Source organism: Clavibacter californiensis, from assembly GCF_021952865.1.
Classification (GTDB): domain Bacteria; phylum Actinomycetota; class Actinomycetes; order Actinomycetales; family Microbacteriaceae; genus Clavibacter; species Clavibacter californiensis.
The window spans coordinates 243,742-268,314 of sequence record NZ_CP040792.1; the positions used below are offsets into that span (position 1 = coordinate 243,742).

Here is a 24,573-nt window from a genome sequence, read left to right on the forward strand (position 1 = left end):
GCGCGGCGCGTCACCAGATGGTGACGCGGGCCTCCTCGTCGAGCCAGAGGCCGTCGCCGGGCTGCACGTCGAACGTCTCGTAGAACGCGTCGATGTTGCGCACGATCTGGTTGCAGCGGAACTCGTTCGGCGCGTGCGGGTCGATGGCGAGCAGCCGCATCACCTCGGCGTCGCGGCCCTTCTGCTGCCAGGCCTGCGCCCAGGAGAGGAAGAAGCGCTCGGCGCCCGTGAGCCCGTCGATCACGGGCGGCTCGGCGCCGTCGAGGGACAGGAGGTACGCCTTCCACGCGATGGAGAGGCCGCCGAGGTCGCCGATGTTCTCGCCGATGGTGAGCGCGCCGTTGACGTGCGGTGCGCCGTCGGCCGTGAGCTGCGCCGGCACGAGCGCGTCATACTGCTGGATGAGCGACGCCGTGCGCTCCTCGAACGCGGCGCGGTCGGCCGGCGTCCACCAGTCGGTGAGGCGGCCGTCGCCGTCGTAGCGCGAGCCCTGGTCGTCGAAGCCGTGGCCGATCTCGTGGCCGATGACCGCGCCGATCGCGCCGTAGTTCGCGGCCGGATCCCGCGCCTCGTCGAAGAACGGGAACTGCAGGATCGCGGCGGGGAACACGATCTCGTTGAAGCCCGGGTTGTAGTACGCGTTGATGGTCTGCGGCGTCATGAACCACTCGTCGCGGTCGAGCGGGGCGCCGATCTTCGCGAGCTCGCGGCGGGTCTCGAAGCGGGCGGTCGCGCGCACGTTGCCGACGAGGTCGGTCGGGTCGATCTCGAGCGCCGAGTAGTCGCGCCACGTGTCGGGGAAGCCGATCTTCGGCGTGAACCTCTCGAGCTTCTCCAGCGCCCTCCCGCGGGTCTCCGCGGTCATCCACTCGAGGCCGGAGATGGACCGCCGGTACGCCTCGACGAGGTGGCCGACGAGCACGTCCATCTCGGCCTTGGCGGTCGGCGAGAAGTGGCGCTCGACGTAGATGCGGCCGATGGCCTCGCCCATGGATCCCTCGACGAGCGAGACGCCGCGCTTCCACCGCACGCGCTGCTCGGGCGCGCCCGTGAGCGTGCGGCCGTAGAAGTCGAAGGACGCCTCCGAGAAGGCCTTCGGCAGCAGGGCCGCGTTCGAGCGGACGACCTGCCAGGTGAGCCAGTCGCGGAGCGCCGGGATCTCGGCATCGGTCAGCAGCGCGCCGAGGCCCTCGGCGAAGCTCGGCTCGCGCAGCACGACCTCGTCGAGCGCGGCAGCGGGGGCGTCGAGGGCGGCGCGCCAGACGTCGAGGTCGGCGCCGGCCGCCTTCGACACGAGGTCGCGGAGATCTGCCCAGGAGACGAGGTTGTAGGTGGCCTGGCTGTCGCGCGTGCGGACGTTGTCCCAGTGGGCGGCGGCGATGCGGGTCTCGAGGTCGAGGATCCGGTCGGCGCGGGCGGACGCGTCGTCGAGGCCGGCGAGGTCGAGCATGCGCTCGACGAACGCGCGGTACGCCGTGCGGATGTCCGCGTGGCCCTCCTCGCGGTAGTAGCTCTCGTCAGGCAGGCCGATGCCGCCCTGCTCGATCTGCACGACGTAGCGCTCGGGGTCGCCCGGGTCGTTGTCGACGAAGAGGCCGAGGAGGCCGCTCACGTTGGTCTGCTCGAGGGCTCCGAGGGTGCGCAGGAAGGACGGCACGTCGGTGACGGCGGCGGCCTGGTCGAGCTGGTCGCGGATCGGCTCGACGCCGAGGGCCTCGACGCGCTCGAAGTCCATGAAGCTCGTGAAGAGGTCGCCGAAGCGGCGCTCCTCGGTGCCGGGCTCGGCGTCGACGGCCTCCTCGATGATCACTCGGACGGCGTCCTCCGCCGCCTCGGCCAGCTGGTGGAACGAGCCCCAGCGGGCCTTGTCGTCGGGGATCTCGGTGCGGTCGAGCCAGCGCCCGTTCACGTGGAGGTAGAGGTCGTCCTGCGGGCGCACCCCCTCGTCCAGCTCGTCGGTGCGGATCCCGGTCGGCGGTGTCTCGGCGCTCATGCGGCCAGCCTAGGCGCCCCGGCTGCGGCCCTCCCGGACGATGTGTAAAGCGTGCTTGACACACCCTCCGTGTAAAGCTAGCTTGTCATCCATGCGCAGCGAGGTGAAGGATCTCCGGACGGCCGCCGGGCTCTCCCAGCAGGCCCTCGCCACCGTGCTCGGCGTCTCCCGCCAGACCGTGAACGCCATCGAGACGGGCCGCTACGACCCGTCGCTCGCGCTGGCCGTGCGCACGGCCCGCTTCTTCCATCGATCCGTCGAGGAGGTATTCCATGTCGAAGTCGACTGAACGCCGCGGGATCTCCCGCGTGAACGTGCTCCTTGTGGGGGTGCTGCTGGCCGGCGCCCTCGTCGCACTCATCGCGGGCAACCCGTACAACGCGATCACGCTCGCGGTGATGGCGGCCATCCTGTTGGGTGGCGCCCTCCACGCGGCCCGGCCCACGGCGTCCGACGTCCTCCGCATCAACGGGCTCGAGTACCGCGACGAGCGCGACGGGCTGCTCGCGCAGAAGGGCTTCGCCGCCGTGGGCGTCGCGGCGCTCGTCATGACCGTGGGCACGTTCTTCGTCACCACGCTGATGGGCCAGGTGCAGTGGTACGTCCTGGCGCAGATGCTCGTGCTCGCCGCGGTCTGGGCCGTCGCGAACTGGCTGGCGGTCCAGCGCAGCTGACGCACCACGGGCGCCGGCCCCGATCCGCCCCGCGAAACGCCACCGCAACACGGTCTCGCTACGCTCGCGGATCGGGGCGTCTCCCCACACACCCGCGCGAGAGCAGGCGAGCATGGCCCGACAGATCTGGACCCTCCACGGCGACGGCAAGGCGGTGGACGCGTCCGCGGTCGTCGGCCCCGGCGAGCGCCTCACCTGGCCGCGCACCATCGGCCTCGGGATGCAGCACGTCGTCGCGATGTTCGGCGCGACGTTCCTCGTGCCCGTCCTCACGGGCTTCCCGCCCACGACCACGCTGTTCTTCTCCGGGATCGGGACGATCCTCTTCCTCCTGATCACCAGGAACCGGCTGCCCAGCTACCTGGGGTCGTCGTTCGCGTTCATCGCGCCGATCGGCGCCGCCAATGCGGCCACGGCGGCGGGCGGCGGCGGCATCGGGGCGGCGCTCGCGGGCATCGTGGCGGTCGGCGTGATGCTCGCGATCGTCGGCGGCATCGTGCAGCTCACCGGCACGGGCTGGATCGACGCGCTGCTGCCGCCCGTGGTCGCCGGCGCGATCGTGGCGCTCATCGGCTTCAACCTGGCGTCGGCCGCACGCGACAACTTCATCAAGGCGCCCGTGACGGCGACCATCACGCTGGCCGCCGTGATCCTCTCGACCGTGCTGTTCCGCGGGATCCTCGGCCGGCTCTCCATCGTGGTCGGCGTGGTCGTCGGGTACGTCGTCGCCGTGATCCGCGGCGAGATCGTGTTCGACGCGGTCGGGTCGGCCGCGTGGATCGGTCTGCCCGAGTTCCAGGCGCCCGAGATCACACCGCAGTTCTGGGCGCTGCTGCCCGCGTTCCTGCCCGTGGTGCTCGTGCTCGTCGCCGAGAACGTGGGCCACATCCGCGGCGTCGCGCAGATGACGGACGGCTCGGTCAACAAGCTGACCGGGCGGGCGCTGCTGGCGGACGGCCTCGCGACCGTGCTCGCGGGCCTCGGCGGCGGATCCGGCACCACGACCTACGGCGAGAACATCGGCGTGATGGCCGCCACGCGCGTCTACTCGACCGCCGCGTACTGGGTCGCCGGCGGGTTCGCCGTGCTGCTCGGCCTCTCGCCCAAGGTCGGTGCGGTGATCAACACGATCCCGGCCGGCGTGCTCGGCGGCGTGACGACCGCGCTGTACGGCCTCATCGGGATCATCGGCGTGAAGATCTGGATGGACAACCGGGTCGACTTCTCGAAGCCCGTCAACCAGCTCACCGCGGCGACCGCGCTCATCGTCGCGATCGCGCCCTTCACCTTCACGCTCGGCACCGTCTCGTTCAACGGCATCGCGCTCGGGACGGTCGCGGCGATCGTCGTCTACCACGTGATGAGCACGGTCGCGCGGCTGCGCGGCACCGCCTGACCCCGCGGGCGGCCCATCCGCTCACGGCAGCGCGACGACCGCGTGTCCTAGCATCCAGGGAGCGCCGCCCGCCGGCCGGGCGTCCGCGAGCCGAGCTCCGGCAGCCGCGGGCCGCGTCCCCGTCCGTCCCGAACGCAGGAGAACCACCCGACATGCACCCGCCTGCGCGCCGAGAGGGCGCCGCCCGGTGACCGCGGACGCGTCCCTCGCCGCGCACGCCGTCCGCCCGCCGGCCCGGGGGATCATGTCGCGGCCGTGGCTGGCGTTCGCCCTCTGCCATCTCTGGCTCATCACGCTCAACCTGATCGGCCCCACCTCGGCGCTCACGGACGTGACGGAGGTCTACCGCGTCTGGATGCAGGGGGGGATGGCGGGCGGCGGCCGAGTGGGCGTCGACCTGCCGTGGGTGTACCCGATCCTCGCGGCCGTGCCCATGCTCATCTCGCTCGTCGGCGGCACCGCGTTCTACGGCACGGTGTGGCTCGCGCTGGTGACGTCGCTCGACGCCGCCGCGTTCGCCCTGCTGCTGCGCATCCGCCGCGGGCGGGGCCTCGCTCCCGCCGCCTGGTGGCTCGGCTTCCTCGTGGCGCTCGGGCCCATCTCCCTCGGCCGGATCGACGCGGTCACCGTGCCCCTCGCCCTCGCCGGCCTGCTCGTGCTCGCGACCCGGCCCGCCCTGGCCTCCGCGCTCCTCACCGTCGGAGCCTGGGTGAAGGTGTGGCCGGCAGCGCTGCTGCTCACCGGCGTGATCGCCCGCCGCGGGCTCGCGCGCGGCAAGGTCGTCGCCGCCGCGCTCGGCACCACGGCCGTCGTCGTCGCCGGATCCCTCGCCCTCGGCAGCGGCGCGAACGTGCTGGGCTTCGTGGGCGAGCAGACCGGCCGCGGGCTGCAGGTCGAGTCGACCGCCGCGCTGTACCACCTGTGGCTCATCGTCGCGGGCGACGACCGGTACCGCGTCTACCACGACGCGGCCCTCCTCGCGTTCCAGGTGTCGGGCCCCGGGGTGGACGGCGTCGCGGCCGCGCTCACGCCGATCATGCTGGTCGTCGTGCTCGGCGTGACGCTGCTCGGGATCCGCGCCCACCACCGCGGCGCCTCCCCCGCCGCGCTGATCGGGCCGTTGTCGCTCGCGCTGGTGGCGGCGCTCATCGTGACGAACAAGGTCGGCTCGCCGCAGTACGTGTCGTGGTTCGCCGTGCCGCTCATCGTGATGCTCGTGCACGACCGCCACGCGCCCGGCACGGCCCTCGCGGCGCGCCTGGGGCTGGTCGTGGCCGCGCTCACGCAGCTCGTGTTCCCCTACGCGTACCTGCTGCTCATCGACGTGGTCCCGGTGATGGTCGGGGTGATCACGCTGCGCGACCTCGGCGAGATCGCGCTCCTGGGCGTGGCCGTGATGCAGCTCGTGCGGCTGCGCGGCACGGCGGCGGACGGGCCCGCGCGGGTCCGGGCGGGACGCGCGGCGCGGGCGGCGGCCACGGCTGCCCCCGGCGCTGCGACCCCCGCCGTCGCAGCCCCCGCCGCGGCCCCCGCCGCCGCGCACGAGATCAGCCCGTGGCGGTCGGCGCCCGCGGATCAGGAGCCCGGGACCGCCTGACCGCGGGACGCCAGGTACCGCATCCAGCCGCCATGCGCGCTGATGTCCGGCGCGCCTGCCGTGTCGGTGCAGAGGAACCCGACGGCCCACGTGCCGTCCTCGAGCTCCAGCGGGCCGAGGGCCATGGGTCGGACCATGCCGGCGAGGAACGCGGCGAGGCCGGCGCGGGTGAGGGTCCAGGCCTCGCCCGCGAGCGGGACGCCGTCGCCGCCGGGCGCCGGCGCGACGCCGGGTCGCGCGGGCTCGCCCGGGAGGTGCGCCATGCGGTACCCGGCGCTCGTGCGCACGTCGCGGGAGAAGCGCGCGCCGAGGTCGCTGAGCTGGCGGTGCAGCGGCTGCCCGCCCAGGTGCGCGCCGAACACGACCACGTCGACCGCGTCGGCCGGCAGGAGCGCGGGACGCGCGGGATCCCCGGTGACGCGGCCCGCGAGGTCGAGCACGACCTGGTCGGCGAACGCGGGCGCCACCAGGCTGACGCCGAACGGGGAACCGTCCGCCTCCCCCGCGGGCACCGCGACGGCGCACAGGTCGAAGAGGTTCACGAAGTTCGTGTAGGTGCCGAGGCGCGCGTTGACGGCGACCGGCTCGGCGGCGACCTCGGCGAGCGTCGGGTGCTCCGTGGTCGTCGGCAGCAGCAGCGCGTCGATCCCGCGGCGGGCGTCGCCCGGGGCGTCGAACACCGCGCAGGCGGCGACGCGCAGGCGCTCGAGGAGCGCGCGGTCCTCCACCAGCCGGTGCGCGGGGATCCCGAGGGCCGCGCGCACGATGCCCGCGACCGTGGGATCCAGGTCCGGCGCGTCCGCGAGCACGGACGCCCCGGCCGCCTCGCAGCGCTCGGCCACGAGCGCGCCCTCGTAGAGGAGGAGCGCGGCGCGGAGGAAGGGGCCGAGGTCGACGGTCTCGACGACGGCGCCCGAGTCGCGCATCCGCTCGACGGCGGCCGCGAACGCCGCGCGGGCGCCGGGCGAGAGGGGCGCGAGGTCGCCGTCGGCAGGGACGCCGATCACGGGCACGCCGCGCGGGGCGAGGCGCGTGGTGGACGGCCAGTCGCGGCTCGCGGGATCCGCCCGGTCGGGCCCGACCATCACGGCGAGCGCGCGCTGCGCGGTCGCGAGGTCCTCGGCGAGCACGCTCACGGTGTCGTAGGAGCGGCAGGCGGGCACGACGCCCGTGGCGGGCACCAGGCCGAGCGTGGGCTTGATCCCGACCAGGCCGTGCAGGGCGGCGGGCACGCGCCCGGATCCCGCGGTGTCGGTGCCGAGCGCCACGTCGACGAGGCCGAGCGCGACGGCGACCGCCGAGCCCGAGCTGGATCCGCCCGAGATGCGGTCGGGCCGGGTCGCGTGCCGCACGGCGCCGTAGGGGCTGCGCGTGCCGACGAGGCCGGTGGCGAACTGGTCGAGGTTGGTCTTGCCGAGCACGAGCGCGCCGGCCTCCCGCAGGCGGGCGACGGCGGGCGCGTCGACCTCGGGCGTCGTGGCGGCGGACGGGCAGGCGGCGGTCGTGGGCATCCCGGCGACGTCGATGTTGTCCTTCACCGCGACGAGCCAGCCCGCGAGCGGCAGCGATCCCGCAGGCTGCCGGGCGATGCGGTCGTCGAGCTCGGCGGCGCGTTCCCGCGCCTCGGCCGGGTCGAGCAGCGTGATCCACACCTCGGGCCGGTCGACCTCGGCGATGCGCGCGTATGCGGCCTCCACGCGGTCGACGACGGACGCGGATCCGACGGCCGGCAGCGGAGCGGTCGCGCCGGCCGCGCCGATGTCGCCGCTCACGCGCGCACCTGCGCCCCGGCGAGGGCGGCGAGCACGTCGCCCGACGCGGCGACCGCGCCGAACACCCCGCCCTGCATCGTGACCATCCGCAGCGCCGCGTCGTGGTTCGCCGGATCCGTGGCGCCCGTGCAGTCCGACAGCACCAGGCACTCGTAGCCGCGGTCGTTCGCCTCGCGCATGGTCGTGGAGACGCACACGTCGGTGGTGATGCCCGTGAGGATCAGCCGGTCGATGCCGCGCGCCCGCAGCACGAGGTCGAGGTCGGTCGCGTAGAAGGCGCCCTTGCCGGGCTTGTCGATCACGGGCTCGCCCGGCAGCGGGGCCACCTCGGGGACGATCTCCCAGCCGGGTTCGCCGCGCACGAGGATCCGTCCGCACGGGCCGACGCTGCCGATCTCGGCGCCCGCGCGCTCCGACCGCCAGCGCTTGTTCGCGGGCAGGTCGGAGAGGTCGGGGCGGTGGCCCTCGCGGGTGTGGATGACGGTCATGCCGAGCGCGCGCACCCGCTCGAGCAGCCGCGCGGTGGGCGCGAGGCCCGCGCGGGTGAGCGCGAGGTCGTAGCCCATGCGGTCGACGTAGCCGCCGACGCCGCAGAAGTCGACCTGCCAGTCGATGCAGACCACGGCGGTGCGGGCGACGTCGACGGCGCCGTCGTAGGGCCAGGCGTAGGGATCCGCCGCGACGGACGTGGTGCCGGCGACGATCGCGGGCGCGCCGACCGCGCTCACGAGCGGGCCTCCCCCGCGTCGACGGCCGCGCCGAGCGGGGCTCGCACGCGCCCCGCGGCGTCCGCGACGACGAGGACGACCGCACCGACGACCATGCCGACGACGGCCGTCGAGAGGAAGTCGGCGTACGCGTGGGCGACGAGCGCGACGACGGCGCCGCCCGCCCAGCCCACGAAGGCGGGGGCACGCCAGGCACCGCGGGCGACGACGGATCCGGCCGCCGCGCGTCGGGGCGCGAGCAGCAGCTGGTCGACGATGAGCACGGCGCCGATGGGCGGCACGATCACGCCCAGCAGGTTCAGCCACACCTCGAAGTAGGTCCAGATGCCGGCGACCGCGAGGACGACGCCCACCGCGCCGAGCACCAGGGTCGTGCGGCGCATGCGCATGCCGGTGAGCTGGCTCCAGCCGACGGCGCCGTTGTAGAGGCAGTGGGCGCACACGGATCCGAGGTTCACGACCACGAAGAGCACGGCGAGCGGCACGAGCGCACCGCCCTGGGCGACGAGGATCCCGAGGAAGTCGCCGCCCGCGGTGCCCGGGTCGGTCGCGCCGCCGAGGGCGACGACGAGGCCGCCGACCACCAGCGCGATCGCGTTGCCGAACGGGAACGCCGCGAGGGTCGCGAGCACGGCCTGCCGGCCCGAGCGCGCCCAGCGCGTGAAGTCGGCGGTCATGGTGCCCGAGTCGGCGAAGAGCGCGACGACGAGGGTCACGGCCGCGCCGAAGCTCAGCGCACCGGCTCCCGCCGCGGGCGCCGTCTGCAGCTCCGCGCCTCCCTGCCGGGTCGCCACGATGACGACGGCGACCGCGCCGAGCACGACGTAGAGGGGAGCGGCGACCACGCCGATCCAGGAGAGCGCGCGGATGCCGAGCAGCGTGACCGCGACGAAGAGGAGGCCGGCCACGAGGGTCGTGCCAGTCTGGTCCCAGCCGAGGCTGCCGTGCAGGGTGGATCCGGTGAGCCCGGTCTGGAACGCGAACCAGCCGATGACCACGGTGGCGAGGAAGCCCGCCGGCACGACGTACCCCTTCGCCCCGAACGTGCGCATCGCCATGAGCGCGAAGCTCTCGCCGCTGCGGCCGGCCAGGTAGCTCAGCGCGCCGACGTAGACCATGAGGACGAGCGTGCCGACCGCGATCGCGCCCATGCCCGGCCAGAAGCCCAGCGAGTGGACGACCAGGCCGCCGAACACCGCGCAGGTGAGGATCATCGGGAAGCCGAGCCACACGGCGGCGACCGATGCGGTGCGGCGGCGCGCGTGGGGCGGCACGGGCTCCGACTCGTACTCGGAGAACGCGGGACGGTCGGCGGGATCCGGGGCGGCGGGGTCGGCGTGGCGCGCGACCGGCGCGGCGGCAGGGTGCGACATGGGATCTCCTGGGGAGTCGGGTGACGCCGGCGGGGATCCGGCTCCGTCCTATAGGACCAGCACGGCCGCACACGGGCGTTTCTGCCGTGTTTCCGGGATGTGAAACACGTCTGGGTGGTGGCCTGGCGACGGATCCTATAATCAGGTCATGGCCTCCCCCGCCCTCGTCCCCGCCCGTCTCGGCGCCGCGGAGCGCGTGCGCGTGCTGCTCGAGGAGGAGATCCTCGGCGGCGTCATCGCCCCCGGATCCCGCGTGAAGGCCGACGAGGTCGCCCAGCGGATGGGCACGAGCCACATCCCGGTGCGCGAGGCGCTGCGGGCGCTCGAGGCCGACGGCTGGGTCGTGCATCGCGCGCACGAGGGCATGTCGGTGCGGCCGCGCGTGCTGTCCGAGCTGGTCGACCTGTTCGAGGCGCGCGCGCTCGTCGAACCGCGGGCCGTCGAGCTCGCCGCGGGGCGTCGCACGGCCGACGACCTCCGCGAGCTCGAGCGGGTGATCCGCCTGCAGGAGCGCACCGCGGATCCGGCCGACCTCGCGCGCCTCAACTACGACTTCCACGTCGCGATCGCGGCTGCCGCGCACAACAGCACGCTCGCGCAGGTCGTCGAGTCGATGTCGAAGCGCGTGCGCTTCCACTACCTGCCCGCCGCGAGCGCCCGGCGCACCGACTCGCTCGCCGACCACCGGGAGCTGCTGGCGCTGGTCGAGCGGCGCGAGGGCGAGCGGGCGGCGGATCTCGCCCGCCGGCACGTCGAGGCCACGCGCGTCGACGCGTGCGCGGCCCTCGAGGACCTCCTGCGCGCGGAGGCCGATGCGGCCGAGGCCGCGGGCTAGCAGGCGTCGCCGGCTGGGGATCAGAGCCCGAGCAGCCGCTCCAGCGCCGGGTCCTCGAGCGACGCGAGCACGAGGTCGGCGCCCGCGTCGCGCAGCTCGTCGGCCGAGTAGTGGCCGCTCGCGACCCCGACCGCCGTCGCGCCCGCGTCGTGCGCGGAGGTGATGTCATTCGGGGTGTCGCCGACGACGAGCACCTCGTCGCGCGCGGGCGCGGATCCGCGGAGGGTGCCGGCCGTCGCGATGGCGCGGCGCACGACGTCGACGCGATCGGGCGCGTCGGATCCGTACGCGCCGAACACGAAGAAGCGGCCGAGGCGGGCGGGCTCCATCTTCGTGCGGGCCGCGCCTTCCATCGCGCCGGAGACGACGCCGAGCACCACGCCCGCGTCGGCGAGCCGGCCGAGCAGCGCCTCGGCGCCGTCGAGCACGCGGTAGCCCTCGGACACGCGGATGTCGTCGGCGAGGTGCCGGAGGTAGGAGGCATAGAGGCGGGCGAGCTCGGCGGGCTCGGGATCCCGGCCCATCACGCCGCGGAAGGTCGCGGCGCCGACCTGCGGATCCGTCTCCCCGGCCGACGAGTGCTCGCCGATGTCGGCGTCGACGTCGTGCAGGTCGCGGAACGCCATCGCCCAGCTGCGGGCGCCGGACCCGCCCGTGTGGATGAGCGTCTCGTCGATGTCGAAGAGGACGGCGGGCGGGGTGCGATCGGTGTCGGCCATCCCCCCATCGTGCTCCGGCGCGCGCGACGCGCCCATGCGCGGGACGGGGATCAGGAGGAGCGGCGCGCGCGCACCCGCTCGGTGGTGCGGGCGATGACGCGCAGGCTGTCGATGAGCGTCGCGATCTGCTCGCGGCTGAGGTCGGCGAGCACCTCGTCCTCGTCGGCCACGAGGCGGCGCATCGCCCGGTCGACGCGCTCGATGCCGAACGGCGTGAGCACCACGAGCCGGCTGCGGCCGCCCGCCGGATCCTCCTCGCGCGTGATGAAGGAGCGCGCGGTCAGGCGGTTCACCCGGTGCACGAGGCTGCCCGTGTCGGTGCCGAGGCGCTCGGCGAGGCCGGCGCGCGTGAGGCCCGCGTCGCCCTGCTGACGGAGCACCGAGAGGAACTCGAACTCGCTCGTCGTGAGGCCCTCGGCGGCGAACGCGCCCTCGCGGATCCGCTGCATCTGCGGCAGCAGGCGCCGCAGACGCGACACCACGTCGAGCGGCGCGAAGTCGACGTCGGGCATGGCGGCGCCCCACGCGTCGATCACCAGGTCGACGTCGTCGTCATCCTTCATCGGGACTCCCACCGTCGCGTACACGGTACCCGGGACGGGCGCGCCTCGCGGTCGGGTGGGCACGCGGCGGACGGGCGGTGTCGCGTGGCGTCGCGGACGGCGGATCCGCCACCCTGCTCCGGCAGGATGTGCGCATGACCCGGCCGATCCCCCTCCCCGACCGCCCGCTGGTGCTCGACGGCGGCCTCGGCACGCTGCTGGAGGCGCGCGGTCACGACTTGTCGGATCCGCTGTGGAGCGCCCGCGTGCTCGCCGACGAGCCCGACGCCGTCCGGGCGGCGCACGCCGAGTTCTTCCGCGCGGGGGCGGATGTCGCGATCACGGCGTCGTATCAGGTGGGCTTCGCGGCCTTCGCGGCGCGCGGGCTGGGCGCGGCGGAGACCGAGGCGCTGCTGCGGGCGAGCGTGCGGCTCGCTGCCGAGGCGCGGGACGAGGTCGCGCGCGAGGACGCTCCCGGCGCCGCACGCGACCGGTGGGTCGCCGCGTCCGTCGGTCCGTACGGCGCGACGCTCGGCGACGGCTCCGAGTACGCGGGATCCAGCGGCCTGACGCGCGACGAGCTGCGCCGCTGGCACGCGCCGCGGTTCGCCGTGCTCGCCGACGCGGGCGCCGACCTCCTCGCCTGCGAGACCATCCCCAGCCTCGACGAGGGCCGTGCCCTGGTGGACCTCGCGCGCGGCTCGGGCGCGTCCGCCTGGCTCGCGTTCACGGTCGCGGGCGGGCGCCTGCGCTCGGGCGAGCCGATGAGCGAGGGCTTCGCGCTCGCGGATGAGGCCGACGAGGTCGTGGCCGTGGGGATCAACTGCGCGCACCCGGAGGAGGTGCCGGCCGCGATCGCCGCGGCGCGGGGCGTGACCGACCGGCCGGTGGTCGTCTACCCGAACTCCGGCGAGCGCTGGGACGCGGTCGCGCGCACCTGGGGCGGCGACCCGGCGCTGCCGGCCGTCGACGCGTGGATCCGGGCGGGCGCGTCGCTGGTGGGCGGGTGCTGCCGGGTCGGCCCGGAGGAGATCCAGCGGATGCGGGCCGCGCTGGGCTGAGGCCGCGCGCACGACGACGGCCCGCCCCCGCGAGAGGACGGGCCGTCGTGGCGTGCGGATCCGCGTCGGATGCGGATCCGGGCAGGTCAGGCGCCCGCGACCGCCTGGCGGAGGCCGTCGGCGAGCGACGTGGTGGGACGGCCGAGGAGGCGCGCGAGGTCGCCCGTCTCGTCGTCGAGCTGGCCGGCGGCCGTGGCCGCGTCGAGGCCGACGACGAAGCCGACGGTGCCCTCGTCGAGGCCGGCGCCGCCGAGGATCCGCGCGTGCTCCTCCGCGGAGACCTGCGAGACGGGGACGGGCTGGCCGAGGATGCCGGAGATCGCCTGGGCGAGGTCGTCCTGGGTCCAGCGCTCGTCGCCCGCGAGCTCGAGGGTCTGCCCGGCGAGGGAGTCGTCGAGGGCCGCGACCGCGGTGGCCTCGGCGAAGTCGGCGATGGTGGCGCTCGCGACGCGGCCGTCGCCCGCGCTCGTGAGGAGCGCGCCGGACTGCTTCACGGAGTCGACCGTGCCGGCGTAGTTCTCGGTGTACCAGCCGTTGCGGAGGAGCGTGACGGGCACGCCCGAGGCGGCGAGCACCTCCTCGGTGGCCTTGTGCTCGCCCGCGATGAAGAGCTCGGTGGTGGAGGCGCGGAGGACGCTCGTGTAGAGGATCCGGCCGACGCCCGCGGCCTTCGCGGCCTCGATGACGGTGGTGTGCTGCGGCAGGCGCTGGCCGACCTCGCTGCCGGAGACGAGCACGAGGGTGTCGCCGGGCTGGATCGCGGCGGCGACGCTGTCGGCGTCGGTGTACTCGAGGCGCGCGGTGCGCACGCCTTGCGCGGCGAGGTCGGCGAGGGCCTCGGGGCGGCGCGCGGTGGCGAGCACGTCGGAGGCGGCGGCGCCGCGGGCGAGGAGGGAGGCGACGATGCGCGATCCGAGGCGGCCGGTGGCGGCGGTGACGACGATGGTCATGGGGTGCCTTTCGAGTGGGAGGAGCGGTCTGCCGGGGTCAACGACTCCGTCGGCGAGTACCTTCCCACAGGGAGGTACCCACTTTCTGGTAAGTTGTGGGATGTGACGCAGATGAGCTTCCGGGTGACCCGCGACCGACCCGGCGTGACCGAGGGCCGCTACCCCGCGAACTGCCCGTCGCGCACCCTGCTCGACCACATCACGAGCAAGTGGGGCGTGCTCGTCCTCCTCGCGCTCGGAGAGCGCTCGCGCCGCTGGGGCGAGCTGCGCCGCGAGATCGAGGGCATCAGCGAGAAGATGCTCGCCTCCACGCTGCGCACGCTCGCCGACGACGGGCTCGTCCTCCGCGAGGCCCAGCCCACCATCCCGCCGCGCGTCGACTACCGGCTCACCGAGCTCGGCCACGAGGCGAGCGCCCGGCTCGTGCCGCTGATGGATCTCGTGATGGACATCACCGAGGACACGTCGCCGCTGGCGTCGCGCCGACCCTAGGCTGGATCCGGCAGCCGGGGGATTCGGCGCCGACCCGCTCGCGCCGGCGCCACCGCCGCCCGCGCCACCCGGCCAGGAAGAGACCGACGATGCCCTCCCCGTCCGCGCCGACGCTGTCGCGCACGCCCGCCCCGACCCGCGACGTCCGCCGCGCGCGCGTCGCCGTCGGCGTCCTCTTCTTCACCAACGGCGCGATCTTCGCGAACCTGCTGCCGCGCTACCCGTCGATCAAGGCGGAGCTCGGGCTCGCGAACGTCGAGTTCGGCGCCGCGGTCGCCGCGTCGCCGCTGGGCGCGCTCATCGCCGGGCTCGCCGCGGGCGTGCTCATCCGCCGCTACCGATCGGCGCGCGTGGCGGTCGCGGCGACCGTGGTGGCCTCCATCGGGATCCTGCTGGCCGGCCTCGCGCCCGGCTGGCTCGTGCTCGCGGGCGCGCTGTTCGTCGCGGGCGCCATGGACTCCATCACCGACGTCGCGCAGAACTCGCACGCGCTCCGGGTGCAGCGGCTGTACGGACGCTCGATCATCAACTCGTTCCACGCGGTGTGGTCGATCGGCGCTGTCGCGGGCGGGATCATGGGCGCGGCCGCCGCGCAGATCCGCATGCCGCTCATCGTGCACCTCTCCATCTCGGCCGTGCTGTTCAGCGCGCTGGCCGTGCTGTCGCTGCTGTGGCTGCTGAAGGGACCGGAGCCGGAGCCCGGCGAGGGCGGCGCGGCCCACGCGCACGAGCCCGCCGCGGATCCCGAGGGCGACGTCGCGCGCGCCGCCTCCCCGCGCGCGCTCGGCCTCGTCGCGAAGTACGGCGTGCTGCTCGCGCTCGTGATCATCGCCTCCGGCGGCGCCATCGTCGAGGACGCCGGCAGCTCCTGGTCCGCCATCTACCTCTCGGGCGACCTCGGCGCCAGCGCGTTCGTCGCGGGCCTCGGCTTCATCTCGCTGCAGGGCATGCAGTTCATCGGGCGGATGCTCGGCGACCGCATGGTCGACCGCTTCGGCCAGCGCGCCATCGCCCGGCTCGGCGGCGTGCTCGTGCTCGTCGGCATGGGCGCGGCGCTCGCGTTCCCGAGCATCGTCGGCACGATCATCGGGTTCGGCGTCGCGGGCTTCGGCGTCGCGACCCTCATCCCGGCCGCCATGCAGGCGGCCGACGAGCTCCCCGGCTTCAAGCCCGGCACCGGCCTCACGATCGTCGGCTGGCTGCTGCGACTCGGCTTCCTCATCTCGCCGCCCGTCGTCGGCGCCATCGCGGACGCGTCGTCGCTCCGCTTCGGCCTGATCTTCATCCCCGCGGCCGGACTCCTCGTGCTCGTGTTCTCGCGCGTCCTCGCGACGCGGCGGGCGCACCCGGCGGCGCAGGCGGCGCCGGGGGCGGTCCCCTCCGCCTAGGGCGACCGGGCGCGGATCCGCTCACGGGCTCCTGCGAGTGCGGGCCCGCCGCGCGACGGCCGCGGGAGAGTGGGTCCACGCCCGCCACCCGAGAGGATCGCCATGTCCACCGACCTGCCCGGAGGGCTCTTCCCCCTCGCCCACGACCTCACCGTCACGCGCTTCGGCTACGGCGCCATGCAGCTCGCGGGGCCGCGCGTGTTCGGGCCGCCCGCGGATCCCGACGCCGCCCGCGCCGTGCTGCGCGAGGCCGTCGCGCTCGGGATCACGCACATCGACACGGCCGACTTCTACGGACCCGGCCACACGAACGCGATCATCGAGGAGGCGCTGTTCCCGTACCCCGAGCGCCTGCACATCGTCACGAAGGTCGGATCCCTGCGCGACGAGAAGGGCCGCTGGCCGCAGGCGCTCTCCGCGGACGAGCTCCGCCAGGCCGTCTACGACAACCTCACGCACCTGACGCTCGACGTGCTCGACGTCGTGAACCTCCGCGTCGGCGCGTTCGACAGCCCGACCGACGGATCCATCGAGGAGCCGTTCACGGCGCTCGCCGAGCTGCAGCGGGAGGGGCTGATCCGGCACCTCGGCGTGAGCAACGTGACGCCCGCGCAGGTGGTCGAGGCCCGCGCCATCGCGCCCATCGTGAGCGTGCAGAACCACTACAACCTCGCCCGCCGCGACGACGACGCGCTCATCGACGAGCTGGCCGCCGACGGCATCGCCTACGTGCCGTACTTCCCGCTCGGCGGGTTCTCGCCGCTGCAGTCGGAGACGCTGGCCCGCGTGGCCGCCGACCTCGGATCCGCGCCGCTGCCGGTCGCGCTCGCCTGGCTGCTGCAGCGGTCGCCGAACGTGCTCGTCATCGCGGGCACGTCGTCGGTGGAGCACCTGCGGGAGAACGTCGCGGGCGCGCGGATCCGGCTGCCGGAGGAGGCGCTCGCGGAGCTGGAGGGGATCGGCGGCTGACGGTCGGTGGGCCGCGTCAGGTGGCGGCGGCCCGCTCCCCCGCGTCGGCCGCGGCGTCCGCCACCCGCTTCAGCGCCGCCAGCACCACGCGGACGGGCGCCTGCGCGAGCGCATCCGGCCGGGCGAGCACGTCGACGTGCCGCACGAGGGTCGCGCCGAGGACCGGCCGCAGCACCACCCCGTCGACCGCGAGCGGGGCGCCGGTCGTGCGGGGCATCACGGCGATCGCGTCGCCGGTCCGCACGATCCGCGCCGCCACCGAGAACTCGTTGACGCGGTGGACGATGCGCGGCGCCTGCCCGATCAGCGCGCCGAGGTGGTCGAGCACGCCCGCGAGCGGGAAGCCCGCGTGGGTGGAGATCCAGCGCTCGTCGTGGAGCTGCTCCGGCGTGATGCCCGCGGACGACGCGAGCGAGTGCCCGGCGTGCAGGGCGACGTCGAGCGGCTCCACCAGGAGCGGCACGACCACGAGCCGGGCGGTCGGCCACGGCGGGTCGTGCGGGAGGCGGTGCGCGACGACGAGGTCGTGATCCGCGGTGAGGCCCGCGAAGTCGCCCTGCGCCACGTCGGCGTCCGCGAGCGCGACGCTCGTGCCGGATCCCTCCGCACCTGCCAGCTCGGCGAGCAGCGGCCCGAAGAGCGCGAGCCCGGCGCTGTGGAACGCGGACACGCGGACGGCCCGGGCGTCGTGCTCGAGGAACGACCCGACGGCGTCCCGGGCCGCGGCGAGCGCCTCGTCCACGCGCGCCGACGCCGCAGCGAGCGCCTCGCCGGCCTCCGTGAGCACCAGCCGCCGCCCGCGCTTGACGGTGAGCGGCACCGCGACGCCCGCCTGCAGCGCGGCGAGCTGCTGCGAGACGGCGGACGCGCTCACGTGCATCGCGACCGCGACGGCCGCGACGCTGCCCCGGTCGCCGAGCTCGCGCAGGAGGCGGAGGCGGGCGGGATCCATGAGCCCTGTCTAATGCATCAGCGCGCGCTAACGCATCGATGAAGACGATGCCTGTCGATCTTCCGGGTCGGCTGCCGGACAGTGGGGGCATGCGCTCACCCATCCGCTCCGAGCCCGTCGTCGACCTGCTGCTCCTGGCCGTCGCGGCCGTCTGGGGAGCGAGCTTCCTCGCGGCCAAGGACCTCGCGGCCGAGACGGGCGCGCCGGCGGCCGTCGCGCTGCGCTTCCTCGTCGCGGCGGTCGCGACCGGGATCGTCTGCCTGGCCCGGCGCGAGCGGCTGCCGCGCGGTCGCGGCCTCCTCATCGCGGCGGCGCTCGGCTGCTCGCAGGCCGCGGTCATCGGCCTCGAGACGTGGGGCGTCCACCTGACGAGCGCGACCAATGCGGGCCTCCTGATCAGCCTCGCGCTCGTGATGACGCCCGTGCTCGAGGGCGTCGCGTCGCGCTCGTGGCTGCCGCGGTCGTACTTCGTGGCGGCGGTCGCGGCCGTCGTGGGCGTCGCGCTGCTCGTCTCCGAGGGCGGGCTGCGCGCGCCGACGCCCGGCGACGGGCTGGTGATCGCCGCGGCGGTCGTGCGGGCCGTGCACGTCACGGCGAGCGGGCACCTCACGCGCGGGCGGAGCGAGGGATCCCTCGGCGTGGTCCTCGTGCAGGTGGCCGTGTGCGCGGCGCTCTTCTCCGCGATGGCGGGGCCCGACCTGCCCGCGGCGGCCGCGGCGCTCGACGCCCGGGGCTGGGCCGGCGTCCTCTTCCTCGGAGTGCTGTGCTCGCTGTTCGCGTTCGCGGTGCAGCTGTGGGCCGTCCGGCGGACGTCCGCGTCGCGCGCGAGCATCCTCATGGGCACCGAGCCGGTGTGGGCGCTGCTGGTGGGCGTGGTGCTGGCCGGCGAGTCGATCGGGCCGGTCGGCGCGGCCGGCGCGGCGCTCATCGTCGCGGCGTCGTACGCGGGCCAGGCGATCGAGCGGCGGCACCGGGCGCGGATCGACGCGGCGGCGGCCGCGGATGGGGAGAATGGCGGCATGCCCTCGCGCGCCCCCGCCCCGCGGTCCCTGGACCCCGCCGCATGACCGCTCCCGACCGCCGGTTCCCGCGCCGCGTCTACCGCGAGGGCACCGAGCCCGACGTGCGGTTCACGCTCGCGAACGAGCGCACGTTCCTCGCCTGGATCCGCACCTCGCTCGCCCTCCTCGCCGGCGGCGTCGCGCTCGAGGCGCTGGGGCTCGGGCTGCAGCCGGGGTTCCGGCTCGCGGCGTCGATCGTGCTGATCGTCACCGGCATCGCCGGGCCCGCGCAGGCCTGGATCGGCTGGATGCGCACCGAGCGCGCCCTCCGCCGCGACCGCCCGCTGCCGTCCGCGACCCTGTCGCTTCCGCTCGGGATCGCCGTGGTCGTCGCGGGCATGCTCGTGCTGCTGGCCGTGCTGACGGCGTGAGCGCCCCGGATCCGGCCGCCGATCCCGGCGAGCGCCCGTTCGACCCCGGCCTGCAGCCCGAGCGCACGGCCCTCGCGTGGCGGCGCACGGCGCTCGCGCTCGTCGTCGGATCCCTGCTCGGGCTGCGCGTGCTCCCGACGCTCCTCGGCGCAGCCGGCCCGGTGGTCGCCGCGGCCGGCGTGATCGCCGCCCTCGCCGTGCTCGCGACCGCCCATCTCCGCTACCGGCGCGTGCACCGGATCCTGACCGCCGTCGCACCCGCCGCACCGGCCGCACCCGCCACGCCCGACTCGCCCGCCGCACCCGCCGCCGACCCCCGCGTCGCCCTCCCCGGCGGCGCGCTCCCGGCGCTCGTGGCGGCCCTCACCGCATGCGCCGGGGTCGCGGCGCTCCTCCTGGCGCTCGGACGCTGAGCGGACAGCAGATCTGACGGATGCATCCGAGGGCGCCACGGTTCCCTCGCCTGGGGTATTCAGTGGTGATGCACCGCCTCGAACCGGGCGACGCCCCATAGGAAAGGGAACCCATGGAACTCGACCGCCGACGCTTCCTCACCGCCACCGGCGCCGTGTCGCTCACCGCGCTCCTCGCCGGCTGCGCCGGCTTCAGCAAGCCCGCGACGTCCGCCGCCGCCGGAACCCTCACCTTCACGACCTGGGGCACCGACTCCGAGCTGGCCGGCTTCCGCGACCAGATCTCCCGGTTCCAGGACGCCAACCCCGGATCCACCGTCTCGCTCAACGCGGTCCCCTACGAGCAGATGTTCACGAACATCGACGCGCAGCTCCAGGCCGGCAACCCGCCGGACGTCTTCCGCGTGCCGTACTACACGTTCGGCAGCTACGCGGGACGCGGCCAGCTCCTCGACCTGAGCGACCACCTGCCCGCCGACTTCGGCGACCGCTTCACGCGCGGCGCGTGGGCGGCCGTGCAGAACGGGGACGCCCCCTTCGGCGTCCCGCATCACACCGACACCACGGCGATCCTCTACAACAAGGCGCTCATGGACGCCGCCGGTGTCACGGACATCCCCACCGCGCTCGAGGACGCCTGGACCTGGGAGGAGTTCGACGCGGTCGCCGCGCAGCTGCGCGCCTCCCTCCCCGCCGACCAGTACCCGTTCGCCTACAACTGGCAGGGCAACGGGGTCACGCGGTGGCTCACCTGGCTGTTCGAGGCCGACGGCCGCTTCCTCACCGAGGACCTGTCCGATGCGGCCATCGACTCGGACGCGGCCCGCAAGGCCGTCGACTTCACCCGCTCCTTCTTCCAGAAGGGCTACGTGCCGGACAACGACACGATCAAGTCCTCCACCTACGCGCAGGACAGCTGGTACGCGCAGACCACGGCCATGGTCTTCTCGGGGGCCTTCTCCATCCCGGACGCCACGGACACCCTCGACTTCGAGTGGGGCGCGACCTTCGCCCCGCGCGACGCGCGCGCCGCGAGCGACTTCGGCGGCAACGCCCTCGTCGTGACACAGGACGCGGCGGATCCGGCGCTGGCCGCCGCCTTCCTCGACTTCGTCACGCAGGAGGACGCCATGCGCGCCTTCTGCGAGGGCGCGTCGCTGCTGCCCACGCGGCAGGACCTCATCGACTCGGGGATCGAGTTCGCGGTGCGCCCGGAGCTCGCGCCCGTCTACATCGGCCAGGCCAGCACCGTGCAGGCGTCGGACTCGGGGCAGGTCGCGTCCCCCTCGATGTCGCGCATCATCACGGTGCTCCAGGACGAGCTGGAGAAGGCGTTCACGAGCGACGCGAGCACGGACGACGTCGTGGCGGCGCTCAGCACGGGCATCGCGTCGGCCGTCCAGGCCGGCTGATGACGGCGGCACCCGGGGTCGCGCCCCGCGCGACCGCAGCCGTCGGCCGGGGGACGGACGCCGGGAGGCCGAAGCCCCACCCGCAGCGGCCGGGATCCCGTTCGCGCTCCCGCGGCGAGGCGGCGGTCGCGTGGATGCTCCTCACGCCGAACCTGTTCATGCTCACGCTCTTCGTGCTCGTACCGCTCGTCTGGGCCGTGTTCGTGAGCCTCCAGCGCACCGACGGCTTCGGCGGCGGCACGTTCACGGGCCTCGACAACTACCAGCGGCTCGTGTCCGATCCCGTGTTCTGGCGCTCGGCGGCCAACACCGTGCTCTTCACCGTGATCGTCACGCCGCTGTCGATGGGCCTCGGCCTCGGCGCCGCCGTGCTGCTCAACTCGGTGCTGCCGGCGCGCGGGCTCTTCCGCTCGATCCTCATCCTCCCGATGGCGATCTCGGGCGTCGCGACCGCGCTCATCGGCGTGCTCCTGTTCGACGAGAACAGCGGGCTCATCGACAAGCTCGTGCGCGCGGTCGGCCTGCCGGGCGTGCCGTGGCAGTCGGACGGGACGGCGGCGTTCGTCTCGATCGTGCTCATCACGCTGTGGTGGCGCGTCGGCTTCAACATGCTCATCTACCTGGCGGGCCTGCAGTCCGTCGACGCGGGCGTCTACGAGGCTGGCCGCCTCGACGGCGCCGGCGGTTGGCAACGCTTCCGGTACCTCACGGTGCCGCTCGTGGGCCCTTCGTCGTTCTTCCTGCTCATCCTCAACGTCATCTACTCGTTCCAGGTCTTCGACCTCGTCTTCGTGATGACGGGCGGAGGGCCGGGCAACGCCACCAGCGTCATCGTCACGTACGCCTACGACCAGGGCTTCGTGACGCGCGACCAGGGGTACGCGGCCGCCATCGGCGTCGTGCTGCTCGCCGTCATGCTCGCCTTCACGGTGGTGCGCTGGTACTCCAGCCGCTCCCGGGACCTCGTGGATTGAGAGCCGCGCCATGACCACCGCACCCCTCGCGCCCGTGGGGCAGGAGGTCCGCCGCGCGCGGACCGCTCCCGACGCGCCCCTCACCCGCCCCGGCGGCCGCCGCGCCCGCGAGCGCCGCCTCCGCGCGCTGCGGCTCCTCGCCGCCGTCGTCGTCTCGCTGATCATCCTGTTCCCGCTGTACTGGATGGTCGTCGTCGCCTTCTCCACGCGCGCCGACCTCCTCGGCGGGGCGCTGCGCATCTTCCCGACCACCCTCACGACGGCGAACTTCGAGCGCGTGCTCGCCTCCTTCCCCGTCGCCACCTGGTTCGGGAACTCCACCGCCATCGCCCTCGTGGTCGCGCTCATCACCGTGACCATCAACGTGCTGGGCGGGTACGCGTTCGCGCGGCTCCGGTTCCGCGGATCCAACGCCGTGTTCCTCGTCGCGCTCGCGACGCTCATGATCCCGGTGCAGGTGATCATGGTGCCGCTGTTCACGCTCGTCAGCGGCCTCGACCTCTACGGCACGTACTGGGCCGTCATCCTGCCGACCGCGGCGAGCGCCTTCGGGCTGTTCCTCGCGCGCCAGTCCATCCTCGGGATCCCGACGGAGCTCATCGAGGCCGCGCGGATCGACGGCGCGAGCCACCTGCGGATCCTGCGCAGCATCGTGCTGCCGCTGTCCAAGCCGCTGCTCGCGGTGCTCTTCTTCATGAGCCTGCTGTCGACGTGGAACGACTTCTCCTGGCCGCTCATCGCGCTCAAGCAGAACGAGCTCTTCACGCTGCCGATCGGCTTGCTCTACCTGCAGGGCCAGTTCGGCTCCGACTACGGCGGCACGATGGCGTTCGCGCTCATCAACGTGGCGCCGATGGTGGTGCTGTTCCTGGTCTTCCAGCGCTACTTCGTGCAGGGGTTCGCCCGCAGCGGGATCCGCTGACGCGTCGCCCGGCCGCGCGAGCCGGCGGCCTGGCGGCCTCAGGCGGTCGGCATCCTCAGCAGCGCGCCCTGCTCGCGGCAGGTGGCCGCGGCGATCGCCATGCAGGTGCGGAGCATCGCCTCGCCCTCCGCGGGCGTGCGCGGCGCACCCCGGCGCACGATGGCGTCGGCCGCGGCGGCGAGGCACGCGTCGCCGGCGCCCATGGTGTCGACGACGGGCCGCGGATCCGGCGCGATGCCCGCCGCGACCACCTCGCCGCCCTCGAGCTGCACGGACGCGCCGCGCGCGCCCTCGGTCGCGAGCACGAGGCGGCTGCCCGCGTCGTGCAGCTGCGCGCGCGCGTCGGCCAGCGCTCCCATGCCGAGCAGCGCGGTGTCGTCGTCGCCGATCTTCACGAGCAGCGACTCCGCGGCCGCGCGCGCGAACCCGGCGCGGAACCGCGCGGCGTCATGCAGCATGCCGGCGCGCGGGTTCGGGTCGACGAGGAGGCGCTCTCGCGGATCCCGCACGGCGGCCAGGAGCTCGTCGGCCTGCGCGTGGTCGTCGTACGGGAAGCAGCTCACGACCACGAGCGATGCCGCATCCAGCGCCGCCCGCTCCGCCTCGCCGATGCGCACGCGCCGGTTCCACGCGGCCTCGTTGAAGGAGTAGCGCGGCTCGCCGTCCTCGCGCTCGCTCACCGCGACGGAGGTCCCCGACGGGCCGGCGGTGGCGATGAGCTCGACCCCGTGCGCGTCGAGCTCGGCGCGGATCCGGCTGCCGTGCTCGTCGTCGCCGACCATCGCGACGAGCTGCACGCGGTGGCCGAGGATCGCGAGGCCGACGGCGACGTTGAGCGCGGCGCCGCCGACGAACGCGGTCTCCTCGCCGCCCTCGCGGATGAGGTCGATCAGGGCGTCGCCGACGACGACGATGGGCTGGTCATGCATGGCGGGGGACCTCTCCGGAGCCTCGGACGATGAGCGTGGTGGGGACGACGACGGTCTGCGCGGGGCCGGCGTCCCCGTCGAGCCGGGCGAAGACGCGCTCGGCGGCGGCGTGGCCGATGCCCGACGGGTCCTGCGCGATCACGGTGACGGCCGGATCCAGCAGGGCCGCCAGCGGCAGGTCGTCGAAGCCGACGAGCGCGATGCGCCGGTGGGCGCCGTGCCGCCGGAGGGCCGTGATGACGCCGATGGTGATGAGGTTCTGCCCGCTGACGATCGCGGTCGGCGGCTCGGGCAGGGCGAGCAGTCGCTCGGCGAGCGCCTCGGCCACGCGCTCGTCCGAGGCGCCGTCGAGGACGAGCTCGGGCGCCACGGGCAGCCCGCGACGCTGCATCTCCTCGACGAAGCCGCGCTCGCGCTCCCGGGCCGTGAAGATCTCCGGGCGGTCGCCGAGGAACGCGATCCGGCGGTGACCCTGGTCCGCGAGGTGCGCGACGGCCCGGGAGATGCCGGCCGCGTTGTCGACGATGACCGAGTCGGCCTCGAGCCCGGTGGGCACGCGGTCGACGAACACGAGCGGGGTGCCGCGCGACGCCGCGACGCCGAGGTAGGCCTGGGTGGGCGCGATGGTGGTGAGGATGAGCCCGTCGACCCGGCGGGCGAGGAACGCGTCGACGGAGGAGCGCTCGCGCTCGGGGTCGTCGTCGAGGCTCGAGGCGAAGACGGCGACGCGGCGCTCCTTGGCCACCTCCTCGACCGCGCGATGCACGGCTCCCGAGAACGGGTTGGCGACGCTGCCGACGAGGAGGCCGAGCGTGTTGGTGCGCCGGTCGGCGCGGCGCAGGTTGCCGGCGTGGAGATCCGGCTGGTACTGCAGCTGCTCCACGGCCGCCCGCACCCGGGCGGTCATCTCCGCGGAGACGTTCGGTTCGCCGTTGACCACGCGCGACACGGTCTTGATGCCGACGCCCGCGAGCCGCGCCACGTGCTTCATCGTGGGGCGGCGCGCGCCCGACGTCGGGTCGGGCGGGGATCCGGACGGGGATCCCATCG

Annotated in this window: 25 protein-coding genes; 15 read left to right on the top strand and 10 right to left on the bottom strand. The window is 74.5% G+C overall.

Going from position 1 to position 24,573, the window contains the following annotated elements:
- Positions 1–10: 10 nt before the first annotated feature.
- Positions 11–1,993 (bottom strand): M13 family metallopeptidase, encoded by a 1,983-nt coding sequence (locus tag FGD68_RS01300; RefSeq protein WP_119373281.1) that lies wholly within the window; start codon positions 1,991–1,993, stop codon positions 11–13.
- Between the two features lie 91 nt (positions 1,994–2,084).
- Between FGD68_RS01300 and FGD68_RS01305 the strand changes: the two genes are divergently transcribed.
- The 4 genes from FGD68_RS01305 (at position 2,085) to FGD68_RS01320 (ending at position 5,660) form a co-directional block, all read left to right on the top strand.
- On the top strand, positions 2,085–2,282 hold the full coding sequence (locus FGD68_RS01305) for a helix-turn-helix transcriptional regulator (RefSeq protein WP_119373282.1): 198 nt from the start codon (positions 2,085–2,087) through the stop codon (positions 2,280–2,282).
- Complete coding sequence (locus tag FGD68_RS01310; protein ID WP_119373283.1) at positions 2,266–2,667, top strand: hypothetical protein; 402 nt, start codon at positions 2,266–2,268, stop codon at positions 2,665–2,667. Before FGD68_RS01305 ends, FGD68_RS01310 begins: the two co-directional genes overlap by 17 nt.
- A 112-nt stretch (positions 2,668–2,779) precedes the next feature.
- Positions 2,780–4,063 (top strand): uracil-xanthine permease family protein, encoded by a 1,284-nt coding sequence (locus FGD68_RS01315; RefSeq protein ID WP_119373284.1) that lies wholly within the window; start codon positions 2,780–2,782, stop codon positions 4,061–4,063.
- A 187-nt stretch (positions 4,064–4,250) separates the two neighbouring features.
- Positions 4,251–5,660 (top strand): hypothetical protein, encoded by a 1,410-nt coding sequence (locus FGD68_RS01320; protein ID WP_237609682.1) that lies wholly within the window; start codon positions 4,251–4,253, stop codon positions 5,658–5,660.
- Here FGD68_RS01320 and atzF read toward each other — a convergent pair.
- From atzF to FGD68_RS01335, 3 genes are read right to left on the bottom strand one after another with little or no spacing between them, the layout of a single operon-like run.
- Complete coding sequence (gene atzF / locus FGD68_RS01325; protein WP_237609683.1) at positions 5,639–7,432, bottom strand: allophanate hydrolase; 1,794 nt, start codon at positions 7,430–7,432, stop codon at positions 5,639–5,641. The two genes, FGD68_RS01320 and atzF, sit on opposite strands and share 22 nt — an antisense overlap.
- On the bottom strand, positions 7,429–8,160 hold the full coding sequence (gene biuH / locus FGD68_RS01330; RefSeq protein ID WP_104235246.1) for a biuret amidohydrolase: 732 nt from the start codon (positions 8,158–8,160) through the stop codon (positions 7,429–7,431). The genes atzF and biuH overlap by 4 nt, the downstream gene beginning before the upstream one ends.
- Complete coding sequence (locus FGD68_RS01335; protein WP_119372844.1) at positions 8,157–9,533, bottom strand: purine-cytosine permease family protein; 1,377 nt, start codon at positions 9,531–9,533, stop codon at positions 8,157–8,159. The genes biuH and FGD68_RS01335 overlap by 4 nt, the downstream gene beginning before the upstream one ends.
- Positions 9,534–9,681: 148 nt before the next feature.
- On the opposite strand from FGD68_RS01335, the gene FGD68_RS01340 reads away from it, so the two are divergent.
- Positions 9,682–10,368 (top strand): GntR family transcriptional regulator, encoded by a 687-nt coding sequence (locus tag FGD68_RS01340; protein WP_119372843.1) that lies wholly within the window; start codon positions 9,682–9,684, stop codon positions 10,366–10,368.
- A gap of 20 nt (positions 10,369–10,388) precedes the next feature.
- Here the strand turns inward: FGD68_RS01340 and FGD68_RS01345 are convergent, their stop codons facing one another.
- Both FGD68_RS01345 and FGD68_RS01350 read right to left on the bottom strand, forming a co-directional pair.
- Entirely contained in the window at positions 10,389–11,087 is a 699-nt protein-coding gene (locus tag FGD68_RS01345; RefSeq protein ID WP_119372842.1) for an HAD family hydrolase, read from the bottom strand.
- Positions 11,088–11,137: 50 nt separating this feature from the next.
- Positions 11,138–11,650 (bottom strand): MarR family winged helix-turn-helix transcriptional regulator, encoded by a 513-nt coding sequence (locus tag FGD68_RS01350; protein WP_012039517.1) that lies wholly within the window; start codon positions 11,648–11,650, stop codon positions 11,138–11,140.
- 134 nt (positions 11,651–11,784) lie between these two features.
- Here FGD68_RS01350 and mmuM point away from each other — a divergent pair, with 134 nt between their 5' ends.
- Complete coding sequence (gene mmuM / locus FGD68_RS01355; protein ID WP_119372845.1) at positions 11,785–12,690, top strand: homocysteine S-methyltransferase; 906 nt, start codon at positions 11,785–11,787, stop codon at positions 12,688–12,690.
- 86 nt (positions 12,691–12,776) lie between these two features.
- Here mmuM and FGD68_RS01360 read toward each other — a convergent pair whose 3' ends face one another.
- A complete protein-coding gene (locus tag FGD68_RS01360) occupies positions 12,777–13,640 on the bottom strand; it encodes an SDR family oxidoreductase (RefSeq protein ID WP_104235243.1) in 864 nt (287 codons plus the stop codon).
- Between the two features lie 111 nt (positions 13,641–13,751).
- Here FGD68_RS01360 and FGD68_RS01365 point away from each other — a divergent pair, with 111 nt between their 5' ends.
- From FGD68_RS01365 to FGD68_RS01375, 3 genes are all read left to right on the top strand, one after another.
- Positions 13,752–14,132: a winged helix-turn-helix transcriptional regulator gene (locus tag FGD68_RS01365; RefSeq protein ID WP_104235242.1), complete on the top strand. Its 381-nt coding sequence runs from the start codon at positions 13,752–13,754 to the stop codon at positions 14,130–14,132.
- A gap of 89 nt (positions 14,133–14,221) precedes the next feature.
- Positions 14,222–15,520 (top strand): MFS transporter, encoded by a 1,299-nt coding sequence (locus FGD68_RS01370; protein WP_119372841.1) that lies wholly within the window; start codon positions 14,222–14,224, stop codon positions 15,518–15,520.
- 102 nt (positions 15,521–15,622) lie between these two features.
- Complete coding sequence (locus FGD68_RS01375; protein ID WP_119372840.1) at positions 15,623–16,489, top strand: aldo/keto reductase family oxidoreductase; 867 nt, start codon at positions 15,623–15,625, stop codon at positions 16,487–16,489.
- 16 nt (positions 16,490–16,505) lie between these two features.
- Here FGD68_RS01375 and FGD68_RS01380 read toward each other — a convergent pair whose 3' ends face one another.
- On the bottom strand, positions 16,506–17,441 hold the full coding sequence (locus tag FGD68_RS01380; RefSeq protein ID WP_237609684.1) for a LysR family transcriptional regulator: 936 nt from the start codon (positions 17,439–17,441) through the stop codon (positions 16,506–16,508).
- An 89-nt stretch (positions 17,442–17,530) separates the two neighbouring features.
- On the opposite strand from FGD68_RS01380, the gene FGD68_RS01385 reads away from it, so the two are divergent.
- The 6 genes from FGD68_RS01385 to FGD68_RS01410 all read left to right on the top strand — a co-directional run bounded on the left by FGD68_RS01385 (position 17,531) and on the right by FGD68_RS01410 (position 22,594).
- Positions 17,531–18,508, top strand: coding sequence for a DMT family transporter (locus tag FGD68_RS01385; RefSeq protein WP_237609685.1), 978 nt, complete (start codon positions 17,531–17,533; stop codon positions 18,506–18,508).
- Positions 18,505–18,873, top strand: a complete 369-nt coding sequence (locus tag FGD68_RS01390) for a YidH family protein (protein WP_119373876.1) — start codon at positions 18,505–18,507, stop codon at positions 18,871–18,873. The genes FGD68_RS01385 and FGD68_RS01390 overlap by 4 nt, the downstream gene beginning before the upstream one ends.
- Positions 18,870–19,286 (top strand): DUF202 domain-containing protein, encoded by a 417-nt coding sequence (locus FGD68_RS01395; protein ID WP_237609686.1) that lies wholly within the window; start codon positions 18,870–18,872, stop codon positions 19,284–19,286. The genes FGD68_RS01390 and FGD68_RS01395 overlap by 4 nt, the downstream gene beginning before the upstream one ends.
- A gap of 113 nt (positions 19,287–19,399) precedes the next feature.
- Complete coding sequence (locus FGD68_RS01400; RefSeq protein ID WP_104235235.1) at positions 19,400–20,698, top strand: ABC transporter substrate-binding protein; 1,299 nt, start codon at positions 19,400–19,402, stop codon at positions 20,696–20,698.
- On the top strand, positions 20,698–21,672 hold the full coding sequence (locus FGD68_RS01405; protein ID WP_237609687.1) for a carbohydrate ABC transporter permease: 975 nt from the start codon (positions 20,698–20,700) through the stop codon (positions 21,670–21,672). The genes FGD68_RS01400 and FGD68_RS01405 overlap by 1 nt, the downstream gene beginning before the upstream one ends.
- A gap of 10 nt (positions 21,673–21,682) precedes the next feature.
- Positions 21,683–22,594, top strand: a complete 912-nt coding sequence (locus FGD68_RS01410) for a carbohydrate ABC transporter permease (RefSeq protein WP_237609688.1) — start codon at positions 21,683–21,685, stop codon at positions 22,592–22,594.
- A 38-nt stretch (positions 22,595–22,632) separates the two neighbouring features.
- On the opposite strand, the gene FGD68_RS01415 is transcribed toward FGD68_RS01410, so the two are convergent.
- Positions 22,633–23,523 carry a PfkB family carbohydrate kinase gene (locus tag FGD68_RS01415; protein WP_237609689.1) on the bottom strand — a complete coding sequence of 297 codons (891 nt, stop codon included), beginning with the start codon at positions 23,521–23,523 and terminating at the stop codon, positions 22,633–22,635.
- A complete protein-coding gene (locus FGD68_RS01420) occupies positions 23,516–24,571 on the bottom strand; it encodes a LacI family DNA-binding transcriptional regulator (protein WP_119373183.1) in 1,056 nt (351 codons plus the stop codon). The genes FGD68_RS01415 and FGD68_RS01420 overlap by 8 nt, the downstream gene beginning before the upstream one ends.
- Positions 24,572–24,573: the final 2 nt, after the last annotated feature.

Excerpts from the sequence above, each read along its gene's own strand:
- FGD68_RS01335 (WP_119372844.1), bottom strand. The coding sequence starts at position 9,533 with ATGTCGCACCCTGCCGCCGCGCCGGTCGCGCGCCACGCCGACCCCGCC.
- FGD68_RS01315 (WP_119373284.1), top strand. The coding sequence starts at position 2,780 with ATGGCCCGACAGATCTGGACCCTCCACGGCGACGGCAAGGCGGTGGAC.
- FGD68_RS01310 (WP_119373283.1), top strand. The coding sequence starts at position 2,266 with ATGTCGAAGTCGACTGAACGCCGCGGGATCTCCCGCGTGAACGTGCTC.
- FGD68_RS01375 (WP_119372840.1), top strand. The coding sequence starts at position 15,623 with ATGTCCACCGACCTGCCCGGAGGGCTCTTCCCCCTCGCCCACGACCTC.
- FGD68_RS01365 (WP_104235242.1), top strand. The coding sequence starts at position 13,752 with ATGAGCTTCCGGGTGACCCGCGACCGACCCGGCGTGACCGAGGGCCGC.
- FGD68_RS01370 (WP_119372841.1), top strand. The coding sequence starts at position 14,222 with ATGCCCTCCCCGTCCGCGCCGACGCTGTCGCGCACGCCCGCCCCGACC.
- FGD68_RS01405 (WP_237609687.1), top strand. The coding sequence starts at position 20,698 with ATGACGGCGGCACCCGGGGTCGCGCCCCGCGCGACCGCAGCCGTCGGC.
- FGD68_RS01350 (WP_012039517.1), bottom strand. The coding sequence starts at position 11,650 with ATGAAGGATGACGACGACGTCGACCTGGTGATCGACGCGTGGGGCGCC.
- FGD68_RS01380 (WP_237609684.1), bottom strand. The coding sequence starts at position 17,441 with ATGGATCCCGCCCGCCTCCGCCTCCTGCGCGAGCTCGGCGACCGGGGC.
- FGD68_RS01400 (WP_104235235.1), top strand. The coding sequence starts at position 19,400 with ATGGAACTCGACCGCCGACGCTTCCTCACCGCCACCGGCGCCGTGTCG.
- FGD68_RS01300 (WP_119373281.1), bottom strand. The coding sequence starts at position 1,993 with ATGAGCGCCGAGACACCGCCGACCGGGATCCGCACCGACGAGCTGGAC.
- FGD68_RS01415 (WP_237609689.1), bottom strand. The coding sequence starts at position 23,523 with ATGCATGACCAGCCCATCGTCGTCGTCGGCGACGCCCTGATCGACCTC.
- mmuM (WP_119372845.1), top strand. The coding sequence starts at position 11,785 with ATGACCCGGCCGATCCCCCTCCCCGACCGCCCGCTGGTGCTCGACGGC.
- FGD68_RS01420 (WP_119373183.1), bottom strand. The coding sequence starts at position 24,571 with ATGGGATCCCCGTCCGGATCCCCGCCCGACCCGACGTCGGGCGCGCGC.
- FGD68_RS01360 (WP_104235243.1), bottom strand. The coding sequence starts at position 13,640 with ATGACCATCGTCGTCACCGCCGCCACCGGCCGCCTCGGATCGCGCATC.
- FGD68_RS01390 (WP_119373876.1), top strand. The coding sequence starts at position 18,505 with ATGACCGCTCCCGACCGCCGGTTCCCGCGCCGCGTCTACCGCGAGGGC.
- FGD68_RS01340 (WP_119372843.1), top strand. The coding sequence starts at position 9,682 with ATGGCCTCCCCCGCCCTCGTCCCCGCCCGTCTCGGCGCCGCGGAGCGC.
- FGD68_RS01385 (WP_237609685.1), top strand. The coding sequence starts at position 17,531 with ATGCGCTCACCCATCCGCTCCGAGCCCGTCGTCGACCTGCTGCTCCTG.
- FGD68_RS01305 (WP_119373282.1), top strand. The coding sequence starts at position 2,085 with ATGCGCAGCGAGGTGAAGGATCTCCGGACGGCCGCCGGGCTCTCCCAG.
- FGD68_RS01410 (WP_237609688.1), top strand. The coding sequence starts at position 21,683 with ATGACCACCGCACCCCTCGCGCCCGTGGGGCAGGAGGTCCGCCGCGCG.
- FGD68_RS01345 (WP_119372842.1), bottom strand. The coding sequence starts at position 11,087 with ATGGCCGACACCGATCGCACCCCGCCCGCCGTCCTCTTCGACATCGAC.